Origin of the sequence: Saccharopolyspora aridisoli (assembly GCF_004348445.1) — a bacterium.
In the GTDB taxonomy this organism is placed as follows: domain Bacteria; phylum Actinomycetota; class Actinomycetes; order Mycobacteriales; family Pseudonocardiaceae; genus Saccharopolyspora; species Saccharopolyspora aridisoli.
The window spans coordinates 81,480-104,331 of record NZ_SMKV01000003.1; the positions used below are offsets into that span (position 1 = coordinate 81,480).

Sequence of the window (22,852 nt, forward strand, 5' to 3'; positions counted from 1 at the left end):
ACATGCTGAACCCGTTCACGCACGTGAGCAGGCGCGCAGGCGGCTCGGTCGGCTGGCGCACCTGGACCGGCTTGGTCCTCGTGCCGGTGATCATCGTCGGCGTGCTGGCCTGGGCCTTCTGGGCGCCGATGTCCGAGCACGGCGCCGCGAAGGTCGCGGTGGTCAACAACGACGAACCCGCCACCATCAACGGGCAGATGGCTCCGCTCGGCCGCGAGATGGCCGCGAAGCTGGTCAACAACACCGAGTCCGGCTACTCGTGGGAGATGACCGACACCGACGACGCCGACGAAGGTCTCAGCGAAGGCCGCTACTCGGCGGCAGTCATCATCCCGCCGCGGTTCTCGCAGAACGCCGCCTCGGTCATGACCGGTGAACCCCTCGACGCCACCCGCGCCGGCATCCAGGTCAAGACCTCCCCGGCAGCGGCCCCCGCTGACGCGGCCGCGGTGTCGGCCGCGGCCCGGCAGAGCGTGTCGGTGTTCAACAAGCAGATCCTGGAGCAGCTGCTCGACGGCTTCTACGGCGGCTTCACGCAGATGCACCACCAGCTCGGCACGGCCGCCGACGGCGCGAACAAGCTCGCCGACGGCAGCGGGCAGCTCGCCGACGGCATCGGTCAGCTGTCCACCGGGGTCGGCCAGCTCACCGGCGGAACCGGGCAGCTCGCCGACGGCGGCAACCAGCTGGCGGACGGAACCGGACAGCTCGCGGGCGGCGTCTCGCAGCTCTCCGGCGGCCTCACCCAGCTGCACCAGCAGATCCAGCAGATGCCGGCGCAGACCCAGCAGCTGGCCGACGGAGCCAAGCAGGTCGCGGCCGGAAACCGGCAGATGGCCAACACCTTCACGCCGCTGGCCGATCAGATCTTGTTCGTCACCGACCAGATCCCGACCGAGTCCAGCACTCTCGCCAGCCTGCGGAAGCTACTCGCCCAGTGCCCGCCGGAAGGGACCACCGTCGACCTGTGCGCCGGGTTGCGCGCGGAGGTCGACCGGCTCAGCCAGCAGGAGGGAGCGCTGGATTCCATCAAGGACCGGATCCAGAAGCCGGCGCGCGACATGCGCGACGGCATGCAGGGCCTGGCCCACGGGTCCGAGCAGGTCGCGCAGGGCAACCAGATGCTCGCCGACAAGTCCGATGAACTCGTCGCCGGTGTCGGCCAGCTCGCCCGAGGCGGGCAGCAGCTCGACGGCGGCGCGCAGCAGCTCGCCGGGGGAGCGCGGCAGCTCGCCGACGGGCTCGACCAGTTCAACGGCGCGTCGCAGGAGCTCGGGACGGGTGTGCAGGCGCTGGCCGACGGAAGCAGGCAGGTCGCCGACGGCAACCGCCAGTTCGCCGACCAGATGGCGCCGGCGGGCGACAAGCTCCCCAGCTACTCCGACGACGAGCGCGCGCACCTCAAGACCGTGGCCGCGAGCCCGGCCGCGCTGGAGACGAGCCTGCCCGGGTTCGGCAAGTCGCTGATCGCGCTGCTGGTGGCCATCGCGTTGTGGACCGCGGCGATGGGCGTCTACGCGGTGACCACCGCGGTTCCGGCCGATGCGTCGACCTCGCGCCGCTCGACCCGGCGGCTGGTGTTCGGTTCGGTGGTGCCCGGCGTTGCGGTGGGCGGAATCGGAGCGGTGCTGGTGAGCACGGTGCTCGCGCCGTCCCTGGGACTCGGGTTCGGCGGTTGGCTGGCCTTCACCGGGGTGACGATGCTGGCGGCGCTGGCGTTCGTGGTGGTCAACCAGGCGCTGGTGGCGGTGTTCGGCAGCACTGGGCGGATCATCTCGATCGCGGTGCTGGTGCTGGCCGCCGCGACGGGCGTGGTGTCGACGGTCCCCGGCTTCCTCCGCGACGTCAGCGCGGTGCTGCCGACGCAGGGCGCGGTGCAGGCGCTTTCGGCGATCGTCACCGGTGGCGGCGGTGCCCTCGGCGGGGTGCTGCAGCTCGTCGCCTGGCTCGTGGCCGGAGGTCTGGTGCTCACCCTGGCCGTGGACCGGGCTCGCGTCGTCCCGTCACGCCAGTTCCGCCGGCGTCCCTCGCCCGGAGCGCGCCCGGCCTGGTGAGGCTGACCGCCCACGACCCCGTTGGTGCGCTCTAGGGGCGCCAGCGGGGGTCGCGGCCGGTCTTGGCGACGATCTCGTCGAGCAGCAGGGCGTCCTCCGCTACCGGGACCTCCTCGGCGTAGGCGCCCCTCTCCGGGCCCTCGGCCGCGGTCCTGTTGAGGCGTCAGGTTTCCCAGGCGACCTCGGTGTCCGTCACCCGGGAGAGGTTCCAGGCGTGAACTCGATGGTGATCAGGTGGCCCACCAGCTCGACGGGTAGGTCATCGGGCCGCCCATGTGGGTCCTGCCGGTCCAGGCCTCCGGCACGTCCCAGGCGCGCGAGGTGCGGTCGAGCTGGGGGAGCAGCGCCTTCGCCCAGTCGCCGCCCGTGCGGTCGACGGCCTCGGCAGGGGGAGCGACGTGCACACCGCGGGCCGCCGCCTCGAACGGCGGACCCCAGTGCAGCAGGTGGTCGATCAGCGCCCGCACGTCGAACACCGCGCACGGGGCCGGTGCTGACAACTGCGAGGGCGAGATCGGCGGCTGCGACCTGCTTGAGCGTCGCCGCCGCCTGGACCAGGTGCTGAGCTCCGGACATGCCGCCCATCGCAGGGCCGACGCCGCGGGAGCGAACGAGCCGCCCACCCTCCCGACGCCCGTCGGCACCCGGATCACCGCAGTGTTCGGTGTTCGGGTCACGGCGGTAGTCGGGTCGGTACCCGGGAATACCGCCGTGATCGCATCATCTCGGGAGCCGGGTTCAGGAGAGGAGTTTGCGGAGGAGCTTGTTGCCGAAGCCGTAGCGGATCAAGCCGTCGAGGTTGCGGATGGTGGCGTCGTTGTAGGGGTACCAGATGCTCTCCTTCTTCGAGGAGAAGCGGCTGAGCAGGATCGGCTGGGGGTGGGTGAACCCGCGCAGCGACTGCAGGCCGTTGACCTGGCCGACACCGCTGTTCTTCCGCCCGCCGAAGGGCGCTTCCGGGACGCCGTAGATGACCGCGGCGTCGTTGTGCACCACCGATCCCGTGTTGAGCCGGCCCGCGATGCGCTCGGCCTTGACCTTGTCCTGGGTGAAGACGCTGCCGCCGAGCCCGTACTGGCAGTCGTTGGCCATCCGGACGGCTTCCTCCTCGTCGCGCACCCGCATCACGGTGGCGACCGGACCGAAGGTCTCCTCGGTCATCAGGTCCATCTCGTGGTTGGCATCGACGACCACGGTCGGCTGGAAGAACAGGCCCTCGCCGTCGGCGGGGGAGCCGCCGACCAGCACCTGGGCGCCCTTCTCCTTCGCGTCCTCCAGGTGCCTGCTGACCACGTCGACCTGCCGGTCGAAGAACAGCGGGCCCACATCGCCGTCCTCTGAGCCGAAGCGCAGGGCGGTGACCTCCTCCTTGAGCAGCCGGATGAACTCCTCGGCGACCGACTCCACGACGTAGATCCGCTCGACGCTCAGGCACACCTGTCCGGTGTTGAACATCGACAGGTACGCCGCACCGGCCGCCGCGCGTTCCAGGTCGGCGTCGGCGCAGACGATCATGGCGTCCTTGCCGCCGAGCTCCAGGGTGTAGGGCGTGAGCTTCTTCGCGCAGGCCGAGGCGATGCTGCGGCCGGTGGTGACGCTGCCCGTGAAGGAGATCTTGTCGACGTCGCCGTCCACCAGGGCCGCACCGGTTCCGCCGTCGCCGTGCACCACCTGCACCACGTCTTCGGGCACGCCCGCCTCGTGCAGCACCTTCACCGCGAGCTCACCGGAGCGCGGGGTGACCTCGGACGGTTTGAGCACCACCGAGTTCCCCGCCAGCAGTGCCTGCACGACCGGGTTCAGCGACAGCACGAACGGCGCGTTCCACGGCGTGATCACCCCGACCACGCCGAGCGGCTGGTACCGCATGCGCAGCTTCTTCATCGGTGCCAGGTACCCGTGCAGCCTGCGCTTCTCGTCGCGCAGGTCCTTGGTGGCGCGCTTGCACCAGAAGTTGACGAAGTCGCAGGCGGGCACGATCTCGATGGCCAGTGCTTCCACGCGGGGTTTGCCCGTCTCGGCGCGGACCTGGTCGACGATCTCCTCGCGCCGCCGGACCAGCACGTCGACCGCGTTGCGCAGGATGCGGGCGCGTTCGGCGACCGGCCGCGCGGCCCAGTCCTGCTGGGCCTTGCGGGCGCGTTCGACGGCTGCGTCGACTTCGGCCTTGGTGCTGATCTCCAGGTCGCCGACGTGGTGGCGGTCCACCGGGCTGTCCAGGCGGATGCGACGCCGCCCGTCCTCCGCGGCCGGCTGCGGCTGCACGATAGCCATGGGGATTCCTTCTACTCGTAGCTGACTTGCCAGTGCTTGATGCCGTTGATGAAGCTGGATCGAAGCCGCTCGGGCTCGGCGACCTGCCGCAGGTTCGGCAGCACGTCGGCGATCGCGTTGAAGATCAGGTCCAGTTGCAGGCGGGCGAGGTTGGCACCCACGCAGTAGTGCGCTCCGGTGCCTCCGAAACCCAAGTGGGGGTTGGGGTCTCGCAGCACGTCGAAGCGGAACGGGTCGTCGAAGACGTCCTCGTCGAAGTTGGCCGAGCTGTAGAACAGCGCGACCCTCTCGCCACGGCCGATCAGCTGGCCGCTGACCTCGACGTCCTCGGTGGCGGTGCGCTGGAAGGAGGTGACCGGCGTGGCCCAGCGGACGATCTCGTCGGGTGCGGTGGACGGTCGCTGCTCCCGGTAGATCTCCCACTGGTCGGGGTTGTCGACGAAGGCCTTCATGCCGTGCGTGGTGGCGTTGCGTGTCGTCTCGTTGCCGGCGACCGACAGCAGGATCACGAAGAACCCGAACTCGTCGGAGCTCAGCGACTGCCCGTCGACGTCGGCGGTGACCAGCTTGGACACGATGTCGTCCATCGGGCAGGCGCGCTTGGTCTCGGCCATGGTCATCGCGTAGCCGAGCACTTCGGCGGCCGCGGAGACTGGATCGCCGAACTCGGGGTCGTCGAAGTTGAGCATTTGGTTGGACCAGTCGAAGAGGCTCTTGCGGTCCTCCTGCGGGACGCCCAGCAGCTCGGCGATGGCCTGCAGCGGGAGTTCGCAGGCGACCTGCTCGACGAAGTCGCCACCGCCCTGCTCGCGCGCGTCGCGCACGATGGCCTCGGCGCGTTCGGTCAGCGCTGCCCGCAGATTCTCCACAGCTCGCGGGGTGAACCCCTTGTTGATGATGCCGCGGATCTGGGTGTGTCTCGGCGGGTCCATGTTGATCAGCATCGTGCGGATCGCCTCGAACGCTTCCGGCGTGGTGTAGCCGGGGAATCGGATGATCGCGTTGTTGGCCTCCGACGAGTAGAGCTTGGGGTCGCGGGAGATCTCTCGGATGTCGGCGTGCTTGGTGATCACCCAGAACCCGCCGTCGTCGTAGGGCGCGTCCATGCCGCCGGTCTGCGCGTTCCACCAGACCGGCGCGGTCTGGCGCAGCGAGGTGAACTCCTCGACCGGGGTCCGTTGGGCCCACAGCTCTGGATCGGAGAAGTCGAGTCCTGCCGGGATCGTCGGGTCAGGCACCGTTGCCTCCTCGCGGATCGCGGGGGTGATCGCGGTTCGGCTTGCCGAAGCGAGTCATACAGACATACCGTAAATGTATGATTGTCAGGAGGCAATGGGCAGCGTCGCGGGTCCGCTCGGCCATACTTGAGCCATGAAACGACCGGCGTGGAACGGTGCGCCGCCGCGTGACGGCGAGGAGGCCAAGGCCCGCATCATCGACGCGGCGATGCGGTGCATCGACCGGCACGGACCGGGCAAGACGAGCCTCTCGGACGTCGCCGCCGAGCTGGGGGTCATCCGCCAGACCGTCTACCGCTACTTCCCGAGCACCGAGGAGCTGTTCATCGCGGTCGGGTTCGCCGCGCTCAACAGCTTCCTCGAACGCCTCGTCGCCCACCTGGCCGGACGCCGCGATCCAGCCGACGTCGTGGTCGAGGCCATGGCCTACGCCATCGAACAAGTGCCGAAAGACCCCTACCTGGGACTCTTCTTGGACCTCGGTCGTCCGGAAGCCTTCTCGCGCGGCGCCACGTCGGTCCGGGCCTTCGACGCCTGCCGGCTCGCGTTCGCCCGCACCGACGTCGACTGGGACGATCTCGGCTTCTCCGGCGACGAGCTGACCGAACTGCTGGAGTTCCTGCTGCGCGTGCTCCTGTCGTTCGCCAACGACCCGCTGCCCGGGCGAGGTGGAGCTGATCTGCGTGCTTTCCTGCGCCGTTGGGTGACCCCAGCGATCCTGGCCCCGACACCAGCGCCGTAGGGCTGCGTCCAAGTGGTGGAGCCAATGCTGTTTTCGGTTCCCACCCCAGCAACCCGCGCCTCCGGAGGGCCTGAGCGCTTCGTGGCGAGCGCACCGCAACGCCGTGCACATCGCACGCACCAGGAGCGGCGCGCGGAGTCCACGGAGCCGCTCAGGTTCTCGCGCCTGCGCCGCCGAGCAGAACGAGTTGCGCACACCGGTTGCGAGGACTGGTCTCGGGACCGTACGTTGCGGACACGCCGAGGAACGGGACCAGTTATGGACCACGACAAGCGTGAGCCATGGGCGGTGCACGTTGGTGCGCAGAAGATTCTCGCCGCCGAGGACATGCGGGATTACGCGATCTTCGCCCTGGACCCGGACGGGTACGTGGCCAGTTGGAACCCGGGCGCCGCCCGGCTCGGGGGCTATGAGTCGCACGAGGTCATCGGACGCCACTTCTCGCTGTTCTACCCACCTGATCAGGTCGAAGCGCGCTACCCGGACTGGGAGTTGCGACAGGCCGCGGAGAACGCGTTCTTCATCGACAGGGGCTGGCGCGTCCGGAAGGACGGCAGCCGGTACTGGGCGCACGTGGTGATCGCCGCGCAGCGCACTCCCGATGGCGCGCTCGACGGCTTCATCAAGGTGGTGCGCAACGAGAGCGAGTCCACCGCTCGCGTCGAGCGCACCAAGCGCAGGATGGCCGACCTGTTCGAGCTCGCTCCCGCGGGCATCGCGCTGCTCGACGACGAGGGCCGCTTCGTCGACGCCAACGGCGCGCTCTGCGACCTGCTCGGTTACCGGCTCGACGAGTTGCTCGGCCGCCGCGACGTCGAGTTCCTCGACCCCGCCGACTCCGGCGGCGGTCTGGTCGGCGGTCTCACCCGCTCCTCAAGCGAACTGCTGGTCCCGCACCGGGTGCTGGCCCGGTCCGACGGCTCTCCCGTGCCCTGCCAGGTGCACGCCGCCGCGTCGGTCCGCGACGACGGCGGCCGCAGCTGGCTGGTCACCTTCCACGACATCACCGAGCAGCTCGCCCGCGCCATGACCCTGCGCTACCAAGCCACCCACGACGAGCTCACCGGGCTGCTGAACCGCCGGGGCTTCCAGGACCGGCTCGCCGAGCTGTTGCCCCCGGACAAGCCCGGGAGCGTCGCGGTGCTGTTCTGCGACCTGCACAACTTCAAGCGGGTCAACGACGCCCTCGGCCACGAAGCCGGCGACGAACTCCTGTCGGCGGTCGCCGAACGCCTGCTCGCCGGGCTGCCCCCCCGCTGCGAGGTGGCCCGCTTCTACGGCGACGAGTTCGTGATCCTGCTGCGCGACCTCGACGGCGACCACGACCTGGACTCGGTCGTCAACAACGTCGCGGAGCTGTTCCGGATGACCGTTCCGCTGCGTCGCAGGCAGGTGCAGGTCACGGCGTCGATCGGCGTGAAGGTGGTCGAGGACAGCGGTACCGACGTCGTCGCCCTGCTGCGCTCCGCGGAGTCGGCGATGCTCGACGCCCGGGTGCGCGGCCAGGCGCGGTCGGGGATCGACCACGACCAGCTCACGCTGGAGCAGCACCTGCGCGAGGCCATCGACCGCGACGAGCTCGACCTGCACTACCAGCCCGTCATCGACAACGACGACAACGTCGTGATGGCCGAGGCGCTGCTGCGCTGGCACCACCCGGACCTCGGGCCGCTCACGCCGGACGTGGTGCTCGCGGTGGCCTCGCGCGGCGGCATGCTCGCCGACCTCGACACGTGCGTGCTGCGCGCCGCCCTGCGCGAGGCGGTCTCCTGGAAGCGCGCTGACGAGGTCCCGGTGAAGGTGGCGGTGAACCTTTCCGGACTTCGCCCCGAGCAGCCCGGTTTCGCCGACGTCGTGCGCTCGGTGATCCGCGAAACCGGTGCTGCGCCCTTCGATCTCGTGCTGGAGATGGTGGAAACGGTTTTCGCGCAGCTCGAACCCGAGCAGCGTCAACAGATGAACGACCTGGTCGCTGATGGCGTGCAGTTCGCGGTCGACGACTTCGGGACCGGCTACTCGTCGCTGGCGGTGCTCAAGGAGCTTCCGACGCAGATCATCAAGCTGGACCGCATGTTCGTCCGCGGCGTCGGATCCGACCCCGACGACCTGGGCATCGCCCGAGCGATGACCGAACTCGCCCGAACGCTGGGCCGCATGTGCATCGCGGAGGGCGTGGAGACCTCCACGCAGCACCAGCTGCTGCGCGCGGTCTCCGTCGACGCCTACCAGGGCTACTACTTCTCCCGGCCGATCCCGCCCGAGGAGTTCCGCGCCTACCTCGCGGGCGCCTGATAGACGGCCAGCGACCCGAGCAGCGCCACCGCGCCGTGCCCGCTCCCTCAGAGTTGTCTTGGTGAGCGTGGCTTTCACCAGCAGTAATAGCCTCACTCGGACGTGTCTAATCGAGGGGATTTCTTCGTCGAGAGGTATCTTCGGAAGGATCGTCGCGAGCTGAAGGGCGCCGCGTGCGACGCAGGACACCCTCGGCGGGCTGGGCAAGATCATCGGGGAGCTGCGAAGACGGCGGGACTTTGGCCCGTGACGAGCGGTGGCGCGGCTGCTCATGCTGGATCTCGTGAACCTGTGGGCCGTCCGAATGCTCTGCTGCGCGGCGCTGATCGCGGTCGCGAGCGCGTGCACGATCAACATCGTGCCGCCGGGCTCCTCGCCGCCCCCTCCGCCTCCGCTGGCCCCGGTTCCGTCGACGACGGTCAACGCGCCTGCCGTGGTCGAGCAGCAAGAGCCGGTGCGCAGCACCCACGACTGCGGAGACCTGCAGAACTCGGGAATGGACTTCACCGAGGTCGTCGGCTACTGGTACGGCCTCGGATCACCGTCGGACATGGACGACGACTCCGACGGCATCCCGTGCGAAACCATCTACGGCGAGAAGAACGCCCCCGCCACTGAGCAGACGGGCACCCACGACTGCGCGATGCTGCAGGCTCAGGGCATGACCTTTGCCGAGGTCACCGGCTACTGGTACTCGCTCGGCGCACCCTCGGACATGGACGACGACTCCGACGGAATCCCCTGCGAAACCGTCTACGGCGCGCGGTAGGGCCAGATCACCAGCGGTTCGTCGCTGCAATCCCTGATCTCGTTCGACTTCGTGGGGTGGGTCAGGCACTCGCTGACCGTGATGCTCTTGACCGAACTGGGGAAGGAGTATTCGAAGTTCATCGGCCGGTGCGCGCCCTGGGCGTGGGGCACGCGAGTCTCGCTGACGTTCTTGCCGTCGTCCACGGCGATGATGAGTAGTACGCCCTTCTTGTCATCAGCCTTGTCCCAAAGCGTCCCCTTGATGCGGACAATGCCGCGGTCTTGCGCGATCTCACCATGAGCGGAGACGCCGTTAATCGCGGTTGGCGAACCGTTGCTCTTCCACGGGTGGGGCTCTGGGGCGAGCAGGTCTTGGAGCACGAAGTACTCGAAGAACAGCGCGATCACGCCGCCGCCCGCGGCGATCGCCAGACTTGTGAGAACCCGTCTGCTCGGTCGATCGATCGGCTGCGTCCTGTCATGCATGGTGTGTGCCTCCGGAATGGGAACTTCACCCCCAGGAAGATCAAGTCCTGGCGAGGGTCCCGTGAAGCACCGGGCCGTGGAAGCGAAATGCGGCGGTCGCACCCGTATGGCGCATCTTGGTCGAGGGGGCCCACCAACGTGGGCACGCCTTTCCTCGGGAAGTGTGACTGTGGACGCACGGGTGCCCCCCGCGAACCTACGGGTGCGTAACCTGCTCAAATGGCTGAAATCGTCTATCCGCCCGTCATCCTGGCGGCGAAGGCCATGTTCCGCGTGCTGGACAACCGGCTGCGTGTGACAGGCACCGAGCACATCCCGCGCACCGGAGGCGCGGTGATCGCCTGCAACCACGTCAGCTACCTCGACTTCATCTTCTGCGGGCTCGGCGCGCAGCCCGCCAAGCGGCTGGTGCGCTTCATGGCCAAGAAGGAAGTCTTCGACAACAAGATCGCCGGGCCGCTGATGCGCGGAATGCACCACATCCCGGTCGACCGCGCGGCGGGACGGGACTCCTACGACGAGGCGGTGCGCAGGCTGCGCGCGGGCGAGGTCGTCGGCGTGTTCCCGGAGGCGACCATCAGCCGATCGTTCACCGTCAAGCCCATCAAGTCCGGCGCGGTCCGGATGGCCGCTGAGGCAGGTGTCCCGGTCGTGCCGATGTCGCTGTGGGGCACGCACCGGCTGTGGACGAAGGGCAGGCCGAAAACGCTCACCAAGCGCCACGTGCCGATCCACATCCACGCGGGCGAGCCGTTCTGGCCCAGCCCGCAGGACGACCCGGAGGCGCTCACCGAAGACCTCCGCAACCGCATGTCGGCGATCCTCGACGGCTTGCAGGCCGGTTACCCCGAGCAGCCCGCTGGCGCCGACGAGCGCTGGTGGCTCCCCGCGCACCTCGGCGGCACCGCTCCCACCCCTGAAGAGGCAGCTGTCCTCGACAGCCGGCCCAAGGGGGATTAGGCGCCGGGCCGGTCGCCGAACGAATCGGCGACCGGCCACTGCTCATCAGATCGAGTAATCCACGTTGGCCACGTGAGCGTTCCCGCTGCGGACCCGGACCTCGACCATCGAAGCGGTGTTCTTGGGCCACTTGATCTCGCCCGTGCCGAGGGTTCCGCACCCCAGCGACTGCCACTTGTCCGGGTTCTTCGCCTTGCTCATCCGCGCCGCGACGCACGCGTACTGGTTGGTGCTGGCTTGCACGTTCCAGGTGATCCGCAGCTTGCCGTCCCAGCCGCTGGCCGGACTGGTGTAGGAGCACTCCTTCGAGACCGGTCCCCACTTGCCGGGGAACCCGCTCGTCCGGCTCTTGCAGATCGCAGCGGACGCCGGAGCGGCGAAGAAACTCGCCGACAGCACCGACAGAAGAGCGGTCATCATCAACGCGGTAGCGGTCTTCCTCATCTGAGCACACTCGCTTTCCGGTGGAAGGGTCGAATTGAGGCGGCCGGGCGAAACCGGAGGACCGCCGGTGATCTCGACACTGTCCAGCGGAGAGAAGACCAGCAACCGGATGCCGTTGTTCACGGCCACCCGGCTTTGTCCACGGCCAATCCAGGTGGACGTCAGCGCAGGTCAGCGGCACCCATGTGCGCGCCGAGCTCGGAATCAGCCCTCTCGCTCGACCATGCCCCGAGGGCACCCGGGCGTCGGTGTAGTGCTCCAGCGCGCGCAGCGGAACAGCTCCTCCGCGTTCGCGAACGCCGCGTGCATGCTGGTGCGCGTGATGCCCATGGCATCGGTGACGTCCGCAAGGCCGGTGCCTCCGCTCCATCGGCGCCTCATCTTTGAGAAGGCCCTAGAAGACGAACCCTGGCGGTGCGCGAAGCGGGAATCCATGCCGAAGGGCGGCCGTTCGATCGATCACCGCACGGTGCCAAACCCGGTGCAGGCGCGGACGTTGCTGCGAGCGGTGAGCCAGACCCAACGTAGTGGTCTGAGGTCGAAAGCCTCCTTCGCAGTGATGTATTCGCCGCGCTTCGACCCGAGGTAGCCGCAGCTCTGACCAGAGAAGATCTCAACATGCCGAAGCTGGGGTGGGGGCGAAATCCATGTCAGCCAAGCGCACCGGCATGCCGGCAAGCATCAGACCGGAACCGGCCAGGCGTGGGAAAGGCGCGGTATGAAGGCACGAGCTGTGGGGGAGGGGCGGCCGGTGCCGTGTCACCAGAGCTGACCGATCTACTGCACAACATCAAGGCCTACGGCGACGGTGCTAATGGTCTGCTGTAGGCGAACTGTACTGTTACCGCGCCGCCGTGGCCGCCCCCGGCCAAACTGTTCTTGGTCGGGGGTGGCTCTGCTTCTTGATGTTGATTATTGGCCTCCATAAGCGAGTGACCGTGCGCACGGTCGGCGTGCTGCGCACGAGGTTCTCATAATGAGGAACTGCGAGCTCGTCGGTGAGAACGGCGTAATCGGAGGCTGAACAGGGTGGCAAGTGGCGTCATGTTTGACCTGCTGTTCCCTCGGTTGATACGAGGGTGCCGCAAGCATGATGCTTACTTACTGCCACCTCGTAGCGATGGAACTCGGGTGCGACGCATGACTCGACGACCCATGGCAATCTTTCGTGAACTTTCGTCGCTGTGTGTCGCTGTGTGTCGCTGCGTGTCGATGTCAAGCGGTTTCCACGTAAATCCCTGGACGAGCGAACCCATATGGCGATCAATGAACGGCGACTCTAGCGTCCTTTGACGCAACTAGTCATTCAATAAAGGGGGTTTTCGATGCGTCCTCGTGTTGCTGTTGCCGCTGGCGTGCTCGCCTGCGGGGCGGCGCTCCCGTTCGCCGGTACCGCGTTCGCACAAGGTGATCGCGACTGTGCGAATTTTGCTGCACAGCCGGAAGCGCAAGCGTTCTTCGAGAGCCAGGGAGACAATGACCCTCATCGGCTCGATGCAGACAATGACGGCATAGCTTGCGAAAATCGTCCCAGCGGCTCAGGTACGCCTTCGCCGCCCACGGGGCCAACCGAGGAGGGCGGTGGATCCGACCAGGGCGCCACGCCATCTGGTGGGGTTGAGACCGGGCATGGGGGGATGGCGGAGGACGCCAGCGATTCAGCGCTGCAATGGGGTCTTACTGGAGCCGCACTGCTTGCCGTGAGCGGCGGAGTTGTCTTGCGGCGTCGCCGAGTTAGCGGTACGGACTGAGTCGCCACTACATGAAGCGGACGGAAGCGGTAACGGTCGTCGACCAGCCTCGTCTGCGATTGCTGGTCGGCGCCTGCCTTTTTCTCTTGTGGGGTCTTGCCGGGTGCGGCGAACGGGCGATCGAGCCGCTGGTGATCGACGAGACGCCACTGACGTCGCAGAAGCCTTCGGCGGGAACCCTCTACGCCACCGACGGCCAAGCCCCCGTGCCAGTTCGGGTCAGAATTCCTGTAATTGGAGTCGATGCCCCGATCAATCCGCTGCAGGTAGACGAACGCGGAGTCCTGCTGCCACCCGAGAAAAATGATGCCGCAGGATGGTGGAAAGACGGCCCCGAGCCAGGAGAAAGAGGCCCCGCTGTGGTTGCCGGCCATGTCGATTCTGATCGGGGTCCTGCGGTCTTCTTCCGACTGTCCGATCTACCAACTGGTGCGCAAGTACTCATCGATCGCGCAGACCGCACGACGGTGATGTTCACGACGTACCGCCTTGAGAGGCACTCCAAGAACGCCTTCCCCACCCAAGCAGTCTATGGCTCCACTCCCAACTCCGAGCTCCGACTCATCACCTGCGGCGGGAAATTCGACGACACAGACAATCGCTACCTAGCCAATGTCATCGTCTTCGCACGCCGCACCAGTTGATCACTCGGTGGCGTCGGTGCGACATGCGTCCGAAGCTAGCTGAGGTCTGGCCCATACCCACTAGGAAGGGTCTCTGTCCTCACCCCCTCGACCTGGTGAAGCCCTCATCAGCTCGTGAGGTCGCTCGGAGGCTGAAGCCCATCAGGTATGCCGGAGTATGGGGGTGCCCCTCAGATCGGTGCAGGTCCGTTGTGAAGATGTGCCTGAGGCAAAGATCGTCGGTGATGGTTTTCGAGGTGCCGGGCGTGTTGATCAGTCAACCGCGCCGATGGGTGGATCCATCCATCGGCCTGGGTGAGCGGTTGGGTGTGCTGACCGATGTGGGGTGCAGCCCGCCGTACCTAGCGTCAACTGCATGACCACACAGCACATCGAAACCTTGATCATCGGCGCCGGACAGGCCGGCCTGTCCACCGCCTACCACTTGAAGCAGCGCGACCGCGATTGCCTGATCGTCGACGGACTCGACCGGATCGGCGACAACTGGCGGCGGCTATACGACAGCCTCACACTGTTCACCCCGGCGCTGGCCAACAGCCTGGACGGCATGCCGTTCCCGGGCGACCCGTGGGCGTTCCCGAGTAAGGACGAGTTCGCCGCGTACCTGGAGCTGTACGCCGTCGAGCACGACCTCCCGGTGCGGATGCGGACCCGGGTCGACCGGCTGACCGCGCGCGAGGGCGGCGGGTTCACCGCCACTCTGGGGGCCGAGGAGATCACCTGCGAAAACGTCGTCGTGGCCACCGGATCCTTCGGCCGTACGCCGCAGGTCCCGGCCTTCGCCGACGAGATCGATCCCCGGATCCGGCAGGTCCACTCCAGTGAGTACCGCCGGCCCACCCAGCTGCCCGACGGGCCGGCGCTGGTCGTCGGCGCTTCACACAGCGGGCTGGACATCGCCTGCGAACTGGCCGGGACGCGTTCCACCACCCTGGTCGGACCCGCCCGCGGGAACGTCCCGCTCGAGTGGGGCTCGCGGCGATTCCGCATGATGTTCCCGGCCATCGAGTTCGCCTTCCGCCACGTGCTCACCCGGCGTACGCCGATGGGACGCAAGGCAATGCGGCAGGTCCGCCACCACGGTGCCCCGCAGCTGCGCGTCAAGCGCCACCACCTCGCGGCACGGGGCGCGGAGTGGATCACCGAGCATGTCGTGGGCGTTATCGAGGGATTGCCGTGCCTCGATGACGGGCGCACGTTCGACGTCGCGAGCATCGTCTGGGCCACCGGATTCCGGCAGGCCTACGGCTGGATCGACCTCCCTCTGCCGATCGAGGACGGCTGGCCGGTGGAATACCGCGGCGTCGTCGACTCGGTGCCTGGCTTCTACTTCTGCGGCCTGGCCTTCCAGTACTGCTTCGCCTCGGGCGAGGTCAACGGAGTGGGCCGCGACGCGGCGTACCTCGCCGACCGGATCGTGGCCCGGACGGCCAGTGCCTCAGTTGCCGCCTGACAACGCCTGCTGGGTACGAAGGAGCTGACGACAACTGCCGCACTCACCAACGACCCCCAACCACGAACGAGCACCCCTGGGCCAAAGGCAGAGCGCTGGTCGTCGCCGGCGGCCCGGTGCTGCTGACGCCGCCCTGCTCTGGCACCCGCCGCTGCCCGTCCGGCTGGCCAACAGCACGGCGTGGCCGCTGCCGTGTCGGCGGACATCACGCGGTGGGGCCTGCCCCCCACCTCGCCCTCGCCTCCGGTGCAGTCGCCGTCGCCTCCGCGGCCGTGCGCAGCTACCTCCTCGAGCGGCGACGGCCCGACCGGCGCGGTCGGGCTCGGGCTTGTGCTGATCGGGAGCGTCATGTTGGCCGTGCTCCCCGGCATGGAGTTCGCCGTGGCGCGGCGCATGAGACAGGAGCCGACCTCGCGGCGACCCTGACGGCTCTGGAGTCGTGGTTGGTGCCATTCTCGTCGCCGGTGCGGTGCTGTTCGCGCTCGGCACCGTCCTGTTCGCGATCGCAGTCGCTCGCACGGCGCATGTCGCCCGCATTCCCACGGTCGTCATCGCCGGCGCCCTGGTGGTTCGGACTCCCGGGTGGTCCCGGTCGGGGCGTGCGTGCAGTCGGCGGCGGCATTGGTGGCGCTGCTGCCATTGGCCGTGGCCATCGGCGCCGCGCGGCTGCGCACCTCACGCACGTACGACTAACCTCGAGTCGAGGTGGTGTGCGATGGGCTTGGTCGACGATCTGCACCGGGCACGAGAAGCCTACGAGCGCCGCGAGTGGGTGGCTGCGTACCGCGCGCTGTCGGACCTGGGCGACACCCACTTGCGGGCGGATGACTTCGCTGCCCTGGCGGTCACCGCGTTCCTGCTGGGCCGCCCCAACGACTGCGTCCAGGCGTGGCAGCGCGCCTACCAGGCCGAGCTCGAGGACGGCAACACCCTGGGAGCCGTCCGAGCGGCGTACTGGCTGGCGCTGACCTTGTGGCAGGGCGGGGAGGCCGCCATCGGCAGCGGCTGGCTGGCCCGGGGCGAGCGACTGCTCGAGAGCGTCGAGGAAGATGTGGTGGAGCGCGGCTACCTACTCGAACGGGCCACGTTCGGGCACATCGCCGAGGGCGAGTTCGCGCAAGCAATTGCCACCGCGCCGAGCGTGACCGAGTACGGCCGACGCTTCGGCGACCCCGACCTGACCGCCATCGGCCTGCACACCGAGGGCCGGCTGACCATCCTCTCGGGACAGGTCGCCGCCGGGCTGCGCCTCCTCGACGAGGCGATGGTGTCTGTTCTGGCCGGGGAGGTCTCCCCCATCCTCTCCGGGAACATCTACTGCTCGTCGGTCGAAGCCTGCCAGCAGATCTCCGACTTCGGCCGGATGAGCGAGTGGACCCACGCGCTGACCGACTGGTGCGAGAGCCAGCCCGGGCTGGTGGCGTTCACCGGCCAGTGTGCGGTCCACCGCGGCCAGTTGATGCGGCTGCACGGCGCCTACCGGGACGCGATCAGCGAGCTCGAGCATGCGGCTGAACGGTACGCGGCGGCAGGGGGCAGCCCCGCGGTCGGACAGGCCCATTACGAGTGTGGCGAAGCGCTGCGCATCAGCGGTGAGCACGACGCGGCCGAGGCCGCCTACGCGGAAGCGGCCGGGTACGGGCACACGGCCCAGCCCGGCCGGGCGCTGCTGTGGCTGGCTCGCGGCCGGCTCGACGCGGCGTCGGCCGCGATCCACCGCGTGCTGGTCGAGGTGCGAGATCCGGTGCACCGCTCACAAGTGCTGCCGGCCGCCGTCGACGTGCTGGCAGATGTGGGTGAGATCAAAGACGCCGCGTCCTTGGCCGATGAGCTCCGCGGGTTCGGATCGGCCTTCGGTTGCACCGCGCTCCGAGCGGCCGGCGAGTACGCGACCGCATCGGTCGCCGTCGCCGTCGGTGACGCCGAGGACGCGCTCGCAGCCGCCCGGAGCGCTGCTGACGGCTGGTCCCGGTTGTCCGCACCGTACGAGGTGGCCCGGTGTCGCGTGCTGATCGGACGAGCGCTGCGCCTCCTCGGTGACGCGGAGTCGGCGGCGGCCGATCTCGACGAGGCCCGGCGGGCGTTCGCGAGCCTCGGTGCCGCACCGGCCGAGCACGACGTCGCCAAGCTCCTGGGGGATGCGCGGGCGCCCGGCGGCTTGAGTCCGCGCGAGGTCGAGGTGTTGCGGCTCGTCGCCGCGGGCAACAGCAATCCCGAGATTGCGGCGGCGCTGGTGCTGTCGGAGAAGACGGTCGCCCGGCACCTGTCGAACATCTTCGCCAAGCTCGACGTGGGGTCCCGGACCGCGGCCGCGGCGTTCGCGTTCGAGCACCACCTGGGCTGAGGATGATCTAGGCAGTGTTCAAGTGAGGGCGCGCTTCCAGATGTCGATCGTGGCGACGTGCACGGTGGCTTCGTAGCGCAGGCAAGAGCCGACGCACGAGGGCGAGGTCACCCAACCGGCCTCAGGCTGTCCCACGTGGACCACCTACTGGTGTGCGTCGGAGACCGGGTTTCACGAGCCCACCAGCAGTGACGACCACCAACCACGACCGGCGACCGCGATCAGCGGAGAACGCGCGCACAGACACAACCAGGTGCCGAACCCGACCGCCCAGCCAGGTACCCTCTGATCAGGCCCTCGTAGCTCAGGGGATAGAGCACGGCTCTCCTAAAGCCGGTGTCGCAGGTTCGAATCCTGCCGGGGGCGCCTGACCAGGGAAAACAAAGCAGGGGCCGATCTCCTCCAAGATTACCCCCACTTTTCCCTCATAGTTGAATCAGCTTCTGAGCTGCATGTTTGTGCCAGGGCTGCCGCCGCCGAGCTACCCCGGGACTTATGGTGTGCTCCTGCACGAACAGGCCCACGCCGGTCACACGGATGACGGTGCCCGCGATCGCGATCGTGCCAGCCGCGATATCTGGACGGTGCACATCGCCGGAGTCGGCTGATCGCCCCACGGGTAGGCGTTGCCGCGTGTGCCGCGGGCCGCTTTCTCCCATTGCCGTGAAGTCGGCAGGGACTTACCGGCCCATGCGGCGTACTGAGCCGCGTCCGACCACGTCACGAAAGACCACCGGGTGATCGGCGAGCTCTTCAGGGAGCTTCCCGTCGTTCCAGTGCTCTGGCGCGGTGTGGCCGGTTGCTGCGATGAAGAGCGCGTACTCGGCGTTGGTCACTGGGTGAACGTCGATGTAGAAGTCGCGTCAAGCCAGACCGGCTCGTTGCTCGGGCCTGACAAGAAGACGCTGGCGTCGACCTTCACCATTGGAGCGCCATCTGCGGGGTGCTTGATCTGGCTGCTCCCGATCGGTTCAACGCCAGGCCTCGGCCTGGCCGTCGTCGGTCGTCAGGGCGTGCCGTGGACCGAAGAAGTGGCTGGCTCGCACTCTCTACCGCGACTACGACGGCAAGGTACGTCCGGTTGAGCGTGTGGGGCCGAGTAAGAGCTCGGCAGCCAACAATCTTCAGGAGGCTCTTCGAGATCGGTCGCGAGCTGTTGTGGGCGACGAGATCACGGCCTCGACGCGGATCAAACTTGCTGCAGATCTGCGGTTGCGGGAGCTCGACGAGTCGAGCAAATCCGTGCGTACCAAGCGGACTTACCGCGAGAGCTGGGATCGGGACCTTTCTCCTGCGGTAGCCGAGCTGCGTGGGAGTGAGATCACGGTGTCGCTCGCGACGCGAGTGCTTCGCTCCATCCACGACCAGGCGGGACCTGGCAGCGCGAAGCACGCGAAGGTAGTCCTCGGCGGGATCATGGCGTTGTTCGTGCGGCATGACGCGTTCGAGAACAACCCGATATCGATGCGCTGGCTGCGCTCAGCTGCCGGATTGGCGAGCTCCTGGCTCTGAACTGGTCGAAGGTCACCCAAGTTGTTCGAGCAAGCAAGGCAGCAGCAACCGATCGGGGCACACACGATGAGCATGTGGCCGATGACGAGACTCCGCTGATCTCCAGCTCCGAGCTGGCAAAAAAGCTTGGCCTTGCCAGGCGGACGATCTCGAACTACGCCCAGAAGGGTTGGATCACACCAGCCCTGATCACCCCTGGCGGCCAATACCGCTGGCGCTACGACGACGTGGTTGCCGAGTTGCGCAAGCTCGCCGAGGAGCGCCGCCAAGAAAGGGACTGACCTACCGCATCAGCCCCGAACAGCACCAAACTTCGGTGACGCTTTGGCACGGTGTTGACCATGAGAACACCTCGCCACCGTTCCGCCCATCACCGACGGGACCGGCGCCCTGCCCGACCGGCTGGACTCGGATTGCGCCGCCCAGTCCGACAACGCCGCAAACCGGTGGACAGGAAGCTCGACCTAACCCAGTTGTTGACGCTGGGAGCCGTGCTGGTCACCCTGGCCCTCGCTGTGCCGAGCTACATCGCCGCCAACACACAAGCCGAGCAAGCCCGAAACGAGGCCGCTCTAGCTCGCCAAGAGGCCGAGATTGCCGCGCAAGGTCAGCTAACCGACCGGTTCAGTAAAGCCATCGAGCAGCTCGGCACCACCGAGAACTCGAAGTTCGGCTTGGCGGCATCTACGCGCTGGAGCGCATCGCCCGCGACTCCGAACGTGATCACCCCACCGTCATGAACGTGCTGAACACCTTCGTCCGCGAAAACACCAAGAGGCTCCGGACACCAGAAGACCGCTGTCCTGGCGCGCCTCCCGCGCCCGACGTGCAGGCTGCGATGACCGTGCTCGCCCATCCCCGACCGGGGTGGAACCGCGGCCGACTCGACCTCACTGACGCTTGCCTCACCGACGCCGATCTCATCGAGGCCAATCTCGCCAACGCCGACCTCACCAACGCCGACCTCACCAACTCCGACCTCGCCGAGGCCAACCTCACCAACGCCAGGCTCGAAAAGGCCAACCTGACCAACGTCCGCCTCGCCAAAGCCAACCTCGCCAACGTCAACCTCCGCCAAGCCACCGCAATCCGCGCCCTGATCGTCTACGCCAACCTCACCGGTTCGAACCTCAGCTACGCCAACCTCAGCAACATCCACCTCGCCTACAGCGACCTCACCAACGTCGTCCTCTCCGGTTCCGACCTCACCTACGCCGACCTCGCCGAGGCCAACCTCACCAACGCCAAACTCGAAACGACCAACCTCATCAACGCCGGTCTCGAAAAGACCAAGCTCACCAACGCCTTCCTCCGGCGAGCCACCATCCTCAACGCCCGGCTCGGCTACGCCGACCTCACCGGTTCCGACCTCAGCTACGCCGACCTCACCGGTTCCGACCTCAGCAATGCCAACCTCACCAACGTCATTGGGTTGACGCCAGGTTTGGAACTGCCGCGATGAGAGGAAACGGGCTGTACGCTCTTCCCGGTCCCACGCGCGAGCGCTTCACCGCTGTCGACCTCGTGACCAGTCGCGACCTTCAGGCGACGCTCACCCGCACCGGAGCTTGGACGTACGGCAACGGTCCGCGTGTTCAAAAAAGATGCCGAACGTGTCGATCCGTCAGGACTGGGACGAGGCAGCAACCTTGACCGGTGTAATTACTCCCGGTCAGTGGCCAGCGGGGACGTCCAGCAGCTCACCGGCAACTGCCGCTTTGATCAACCGCTGCTCTTCCTCCGTGGTTTCGAACACGCCGCGTGATCTTAGTGAGCACTGCCAGCGCCGCGGTCCGTTCCCCAGCTTGGCACCAGACGTGCGTCGGGGGCGCTTGCCACGTTCGAGCCGACAGCTGCTGTGAAGCCCCGATAGCGCCCCCACTTTACCCCCATAGATCAACGGGGGAAGCGTCGGGAAACGTCAAAGACCTACCGCATTCGCATCTGGAATTTCGGCTTGTGACAGTGTCTTTCGGGAAGCGTCCGGGAAGGACAGGGAGCGCCGTCTCCTAAAGTCGGTGTCGCAGGTTCGAATCCTGCCGGGGGCGCTTCTCCAGGGAAAACCTCGCGCCACGCGTTGACGAGCTGACCGCTGATCATGCCGACCATGCCGAGAATCCCGACCACGATCGGCACCCAGATCGAGACCTGACCTTGCACCGCTCCGGGACTCACCGGGTGGGCACAGCGAGGCTCGAACCGACCCGCATCAGCGGGATCGCGGGCAATACCGGGGCAACGGTGCCTCTCGCGGACACTCGCCAGACCTTCATCGGCTCGAGTGGTTCGATCTCCTATTCCTCGAGTCGCGGTGCCTTGGCGATCTCCAGTGGTCCCTGTTGCCGGTGGAACAGGCTGCTCGGCAACGGTTTCGGGCTTCAGTGATCCGGTTCCTGGGTGGGCTCGAGTGCTTCGGTGCCGTTCTCCACTCGGTTGCGGCCTGCTCGTTTGGCCTTGTAGAGGCCGATGTCGGCGGCTGCGAACAGCTGGTCCAGGTCGTGGGGGCCTGAGGCCACGCCGATGCTGACGGTGGGTTTCTTCTCCAACTTGCCCAGGACCAGTCTCCAGTCGTGGCCGTTGACCGCTGCGCGGATGCGTTCGGCGACGACCGGGCCGGCGTCGCGCGAGTCCTCGGCGGCGTCGACGAGCAGGACCACGAACTCGTCACCGGCCCACCGGCACAGCAGGTCGCCCGCGCGGCACTCGCGGCGCAGCAGGTTGGCGACCTCTTGCAGGGCGACGTCGCCCGCGGTGTGCCCGGCGAAGTCGTTGACCTCCTTGAAGTAGTCGACGTCGAGCAGCACCAGCCATGGGATCCGGCCGGCCGACGCGTTGCGTTCCAGCAGGACCGGGGCCATGCGTTCCAGACCGAGGCGGTTGGCGAGGCCGGTGAGCGGGTCGCGCAAGGCCGCCTCCCGGGCCGCCATCGCCATCCGCTGCGCCTGCGTGGCGACCCTGCGCTGCTCCAGCGCTTGACCCAGGCCTTCTTTGAGGATGGCCACGGCCGACACGGCTGCGCTCACCGCGCGGCGCAGGGCCACTGCCTCGCCCACCGGGTCGCCCAGTTCCCTGCAGATCTCGGCGAGTTCGCGGGAGGACAGCATCATCAGGAACGATTCGCGGATGTTCTCGGCGCTCTCGAGCGAACGGCTGGCGAAGGTGCGGGCCTCGGTCAGGACGCCCTGCGAGCGTCTGATGACCGCCAGCACCCAGTTCGCCAGCGCCATCGCGTAGCCGTCGGAGGCGTCGCGGCTGAGGGCGAGCGTCTCGCGCGCGACGCGCTCGGCCGCCTCCACGTCGCCGGTGCCGAACAGCGACCGGGCCAGGCAGGCCAGGGCGCTGCGCTTGATGTCTCCCGGCTTGGCCAGCGACTGGGCTTCCTCGCAGAGCTCGCGGGCCGCGGTGAAATGGTGGGCGGACTGCTCGGGTTGGTTCGCGGCGCGGAACACCCGGGCGAGGCCTTCGCGGAGCTGGCAGTGGGCCAGCGCGGGCTGGTCACCCGAGTCGCGGGCGATCTGCACCGCCAGCGACATGAGGTCCATCGCCGGATCGCGTCGCCCGATGCCCTCCAGCAGGAATCCCAGCATGCTGACGGTGTGCGCGGACGATGCGCCGCTGGGCGGCTGCGTGTCGAGCTCGGTCCAGCCCTCGGCGATGAGCTCCAAGGCGAGGGGGATGCGGCCGAGCCGCCAGGCCAGCAGGGCGCGGTGCACCAGCACCGTGGACCGCACCCACCGCTCGTCGACGAAGTTCGAGCCGCCGGCGAGCAGCTCGTCGAAGGCAGCATCGGCCTCGGTGAAGCTGCCAGCGTCGAGCAGCCGCCTCACCTTGCGGTCTTGCGCCGGGATGTGCCCGGCGAGTGGTTGTTCCTCCGGCTGCACCGCGACCTCGTCGTCGTGAGCACGTCA

General features: G+C 67.8%; 19 protein-coding genes, 1 tRNA gene and 1 pseudogene. 14 read left to right on the forward strand and 7 right to left on the reverse strand.

What is annotated here, in order from left to right:
• Positions 1 to 2: 2 nt before the first annotated feature.
• Complete coding sequence (locus E1161_RS03140) at positions 3 to 2,054, forward strand: YhgE/Pip domain-containing protein (RefSeq protein ID WP_132619370.1); 2,052 nt, start codon at positions 3 to 5, stop codon at positions 2,052 to 2,054.
• Between the two features lie 230 nt (positions 2,055 to 2,284).
• Here E1161_RS03140 and E1161_RS03145 read toward each other — a convergent pair whose 3' ends face one another.
• The 3 genes from E1161_RS03145 to E1161_RS03155 all read right to left on the reverse strand — a co-directional run bounded on the left by E1161_RS03145 (position 2,285) and on the right by E1161_RS03155 (position 5,566).
• Positions 2,285 to 2,554: a DinB family protein gene (locus tag E1161_RS03145; RefSeq protein WP_132619371.1), complete on the reverse strand. Its 270-nt coding sequence runs from the start codon at positions 2,552 to 2,554 to the stop codon at positions 2,285 to 2,287.
• Positions 2,555 to 2,792: 238 nt separating this feature from the next.
• Positions 2,793 to 4,328, reverse strand: a complete 1,536-nt coding sequence (locus E1161_RS03150) for an aldehyde dehydrogenase family protein (RefSeq protein WP_132619373.1) — start codon at positions 4,326 to 4,328, stop codon at positions 2,793 to 2,795.
• A gap of 11 nt (positions 4,329 to 4,339) precedes the next feature.
• Positions 4,340 to 5,566 carry a cytochrome P450 gene (locus E1161_RS03155; RefSeq protein ID WP_132619375.1) on the reverse strand — a complete coding sequence of 409 codons (1,227 nt, stop codon included), beginning with the start codon at positions 5,564 to 5,566 and terminating at the stop codon, positions 4,340 to 4,342.
• 133 nt (positions 5,567 to 5,699) lie between these two features.
• Here E1161_RS03155 and E1161_RS03160 point away from each other — a divergent pair, with 133 nt between their 5' ends.
• From E1161_RS03160 to E1161_RS03170, 3 genes are all read left to right on the forward strand, one after another.
• On the forward strand, positions 5,700 to 6,308 hold the full coding sequence (locus tag E1161_RS03160; RefSeq protein ID WP_132619377.1) for a TetR/AcrR family transcriptional regulator: 609 nt from the start codon (positions 5,700 to 5,702) through the stop codon (positions 6,306 to 6,308).
• A gap of 258 nt (positions 6,309 to 6,566) precedes the next feature.
• Complete coding sequence (locus tag E1161_RS03165) at positions 6,567 to 8,600, forward strand: putative bifunctional diguanylate cyclase/phosphodiesterase (protein WP_132619379.1); 2,034 nt, start codon at positions 6,567 to 6,569, stop codon at positions 8,598 to 8,600.
• 283 nt (positions 8,601 to 8,883) lie between these two features.
• Entirely contained in the window at positions 8,884 to 9,369 is a 486-nt protein-coding gene (locus tag E1161_RS03170) for a hypothetical protein (protein WP_132619381.1), read from the forward strand.
• Here the strand turns inward: E1161_RS03170 and E1161_RS03175 are convergent.
• Positions 9,354 to 9,836 carry a hypothetical protein gene (locus E1161_RS03175; protein ID WP_132619383.1) on the reverse strand — a complete coding sequence of 161 codons (483 nt, stop codon included), beginning with the start codon at positions 9,834 to 9,836 and terminating at the stop codon, positions 9,354 to 9,356. The two genes, E1161_RS03170 and E1161_RS03175, sit on opposite strands and share 16 nt — an antisense overlap.
• Before the next feature lie 219 nt (positions 9,837 to 10,055).
• Here E1161_RS03175 and E1161_RS03180 point away from each other — a divergent pair, with 219 nt between their 5' ends.
• On the forward strand, positions 10,056 to 10,796 hold the full coding sequence (locus E1161_RS03180) for a lysophospholipid acyltransferase family protein (RefSeq protein WP_132619385.1): 741 nt from the start codon (positions 10,056 to 10,058) through the stop codon (positions 10,794 to 10,796).
• Positions 10,797 to 10,841: 45 nt separating this feature from the next.
• On the opposite strand, the gene E1161_RS03185 is transcribed toward E1161_RS03180, so the two are convergent.
• Positions 10,842 to 11,240, reverse strand: a complete 399-nt coding sequence (locus E1161_RS03185) for a hypothetical protein (RefSeq protein ID WP_132619387.1) — start codon at positions 11,238 to 11,240, stop codon at positions 10,842 to 10,844.
• 1,325 nt (positions 11,241 to 12,565) lie between these two features.
• Here E1161_RS03185 and E1161_RS03195 point away from each other — a divergent pair.
• The 5 genes from E1161_RS03195 (at position 12,566) to E1161_RS03215 (ending at position 17,798) form a co-directional block, all read left to right on the forward strand.
• The gene (locus E1161_RS03195) at positions 12,566 to 12,991 is read left to right on the forward strand and encodes an excalibur calcium-binding domain-containing protein (RefSeq protein ID WP_132619389.1); all 426 of its coding nucleotides are present in this window, start codon (positions 12,566 to 12,568) and stop codon (positions 12,989 to 12,991) included.
• 11 nt (positions 12,992 to 13,002) lie between these two features.
• Positions 13,003 to 13,635, forward strand: a complete 633-nt coding sequence (locus E1161_RS03200; protein ID WP_132619391.1) for a class F sortase — start codon at positions 13,003 to 13,005, stop codon at positions 13,633 to 13,635.
• A 355-nt stretch (positions 13,636 to 13,990) separates the two neighbouring features.
• Positions 13,991 to 15,088, forward strand: a complete 1,098-nt coding sequence (locus tag E1161_RS03205) for a flavin-containing monooxygenase (RefSeq protein WP_132619393.1) — start codon at positions 13,991 to 13,993, stop codon at positions 15,086 to 15,088.
• Positions 15,089 to 15,803: 715 nt separating this feature from the next.
• A complete protein-coding gene (locus E1161_RS03210) occupies positions 15,804 to 17,432 on the forward strand; it encodes a LuxR C-terminal-related transcriptional regulator (RefSeq protein ID WP_132619395.1) in 1,629 nt (542 codons plus the stop codon).
• 293 nt (positions 17,433 to 17,725) lie between these two features.
• Positions 17,726 to 17,798: transfer RNA gene (locus E1161_RS03215), tRNA-Arg, on the forward strand.
• A gap of 163 nt (positions 17,799 to 17,961) precedes the next feature.
• Here E1161_RS03215 and E1161_RS27860 read toward each other — a convergent pair.
• Positions 17,962 to 18,268: pseudogene (locus tag E1161_RS27860) on the reverse strand (formylglycine-generating enzyme family protein).
• A gap of 322 nt (positions 18,269 to 18,590) precedes the next feature.
• Between E1161_RS27860 and E1161_RS03225 the strand changes: the two are divergent.
• The 4 genes from E1161_RS03225 (at position 18,591) to E1161_RS03240 (ending at position 20,406) form a co-directional block, all read left to right on the forward strand.
• On the forward strand, positions 18,591 to 18,944 hold the full coding sequence (locus E1161_RS03225) for a hypothetical protein (protein WP_132619397.1): 354 nt from the start codon (positions 18,591 to 18,593) through the stop codon (positions 18,942 to 18,944).
• A gap of 74 nt (positions 18,945 to 19,018) precedes the next feature.
• Positions 19,019 to 19,225 (forward strand): MerR family transcriptional regulator, encoded by a 207-nt coding sequence (locus E1161_RS03230; RefSeq protein ID WP_207920068.1) that lies wholly within the window; start codon positions 19,019 to 19,021, stop codon positions 19,223 to 19,225.
• A gap of 210 nt (positions 19,226 to 19,435) precedes the next feature.
• A complete protein-coding gene (locus tag E1161_RS03235) occupies positions 19,436 to 19,684 on the forward strand; it encodes a hypothetical protein (RefSeq protein ID WP_132619399.1) in 249 nt (82 codons plus the stop codon).
• Positions 19,681 to 20,406, forward strand: a complete 726-nt coding sequence (locus E1161_RS03240) for a pentapeptide repeat-containing protein (protein WP_132619401.1) — start codon at positions 19,681 to 19,683, stop codon at positions 20,404 to 20,406. Before E1161_RS03235 ends, E1161_RS03240 begins: the two co-directional genes overlap by 4 nt.
• A 916-nt stretch (positions 20,407 to 21,322) precedes the next feature.
• On the opposite strand, the gene E1161_RS03245 is transcribed toward E1161_RS03240, so the two are convergent.
• Complete coding sequence (locus E1161_RS03245) at positions 21,323 to 22,825, reverse strand: GGDEF domain-containing protein (protein WP_132619403.1); 1,503 nt, start codon at positions 22,823 to 22,825, stop codon at positions 21,323 to 21,325.
• Between the last annotated feature and the right edge of the window lie 27 nt (positions 22,826 to 22,852).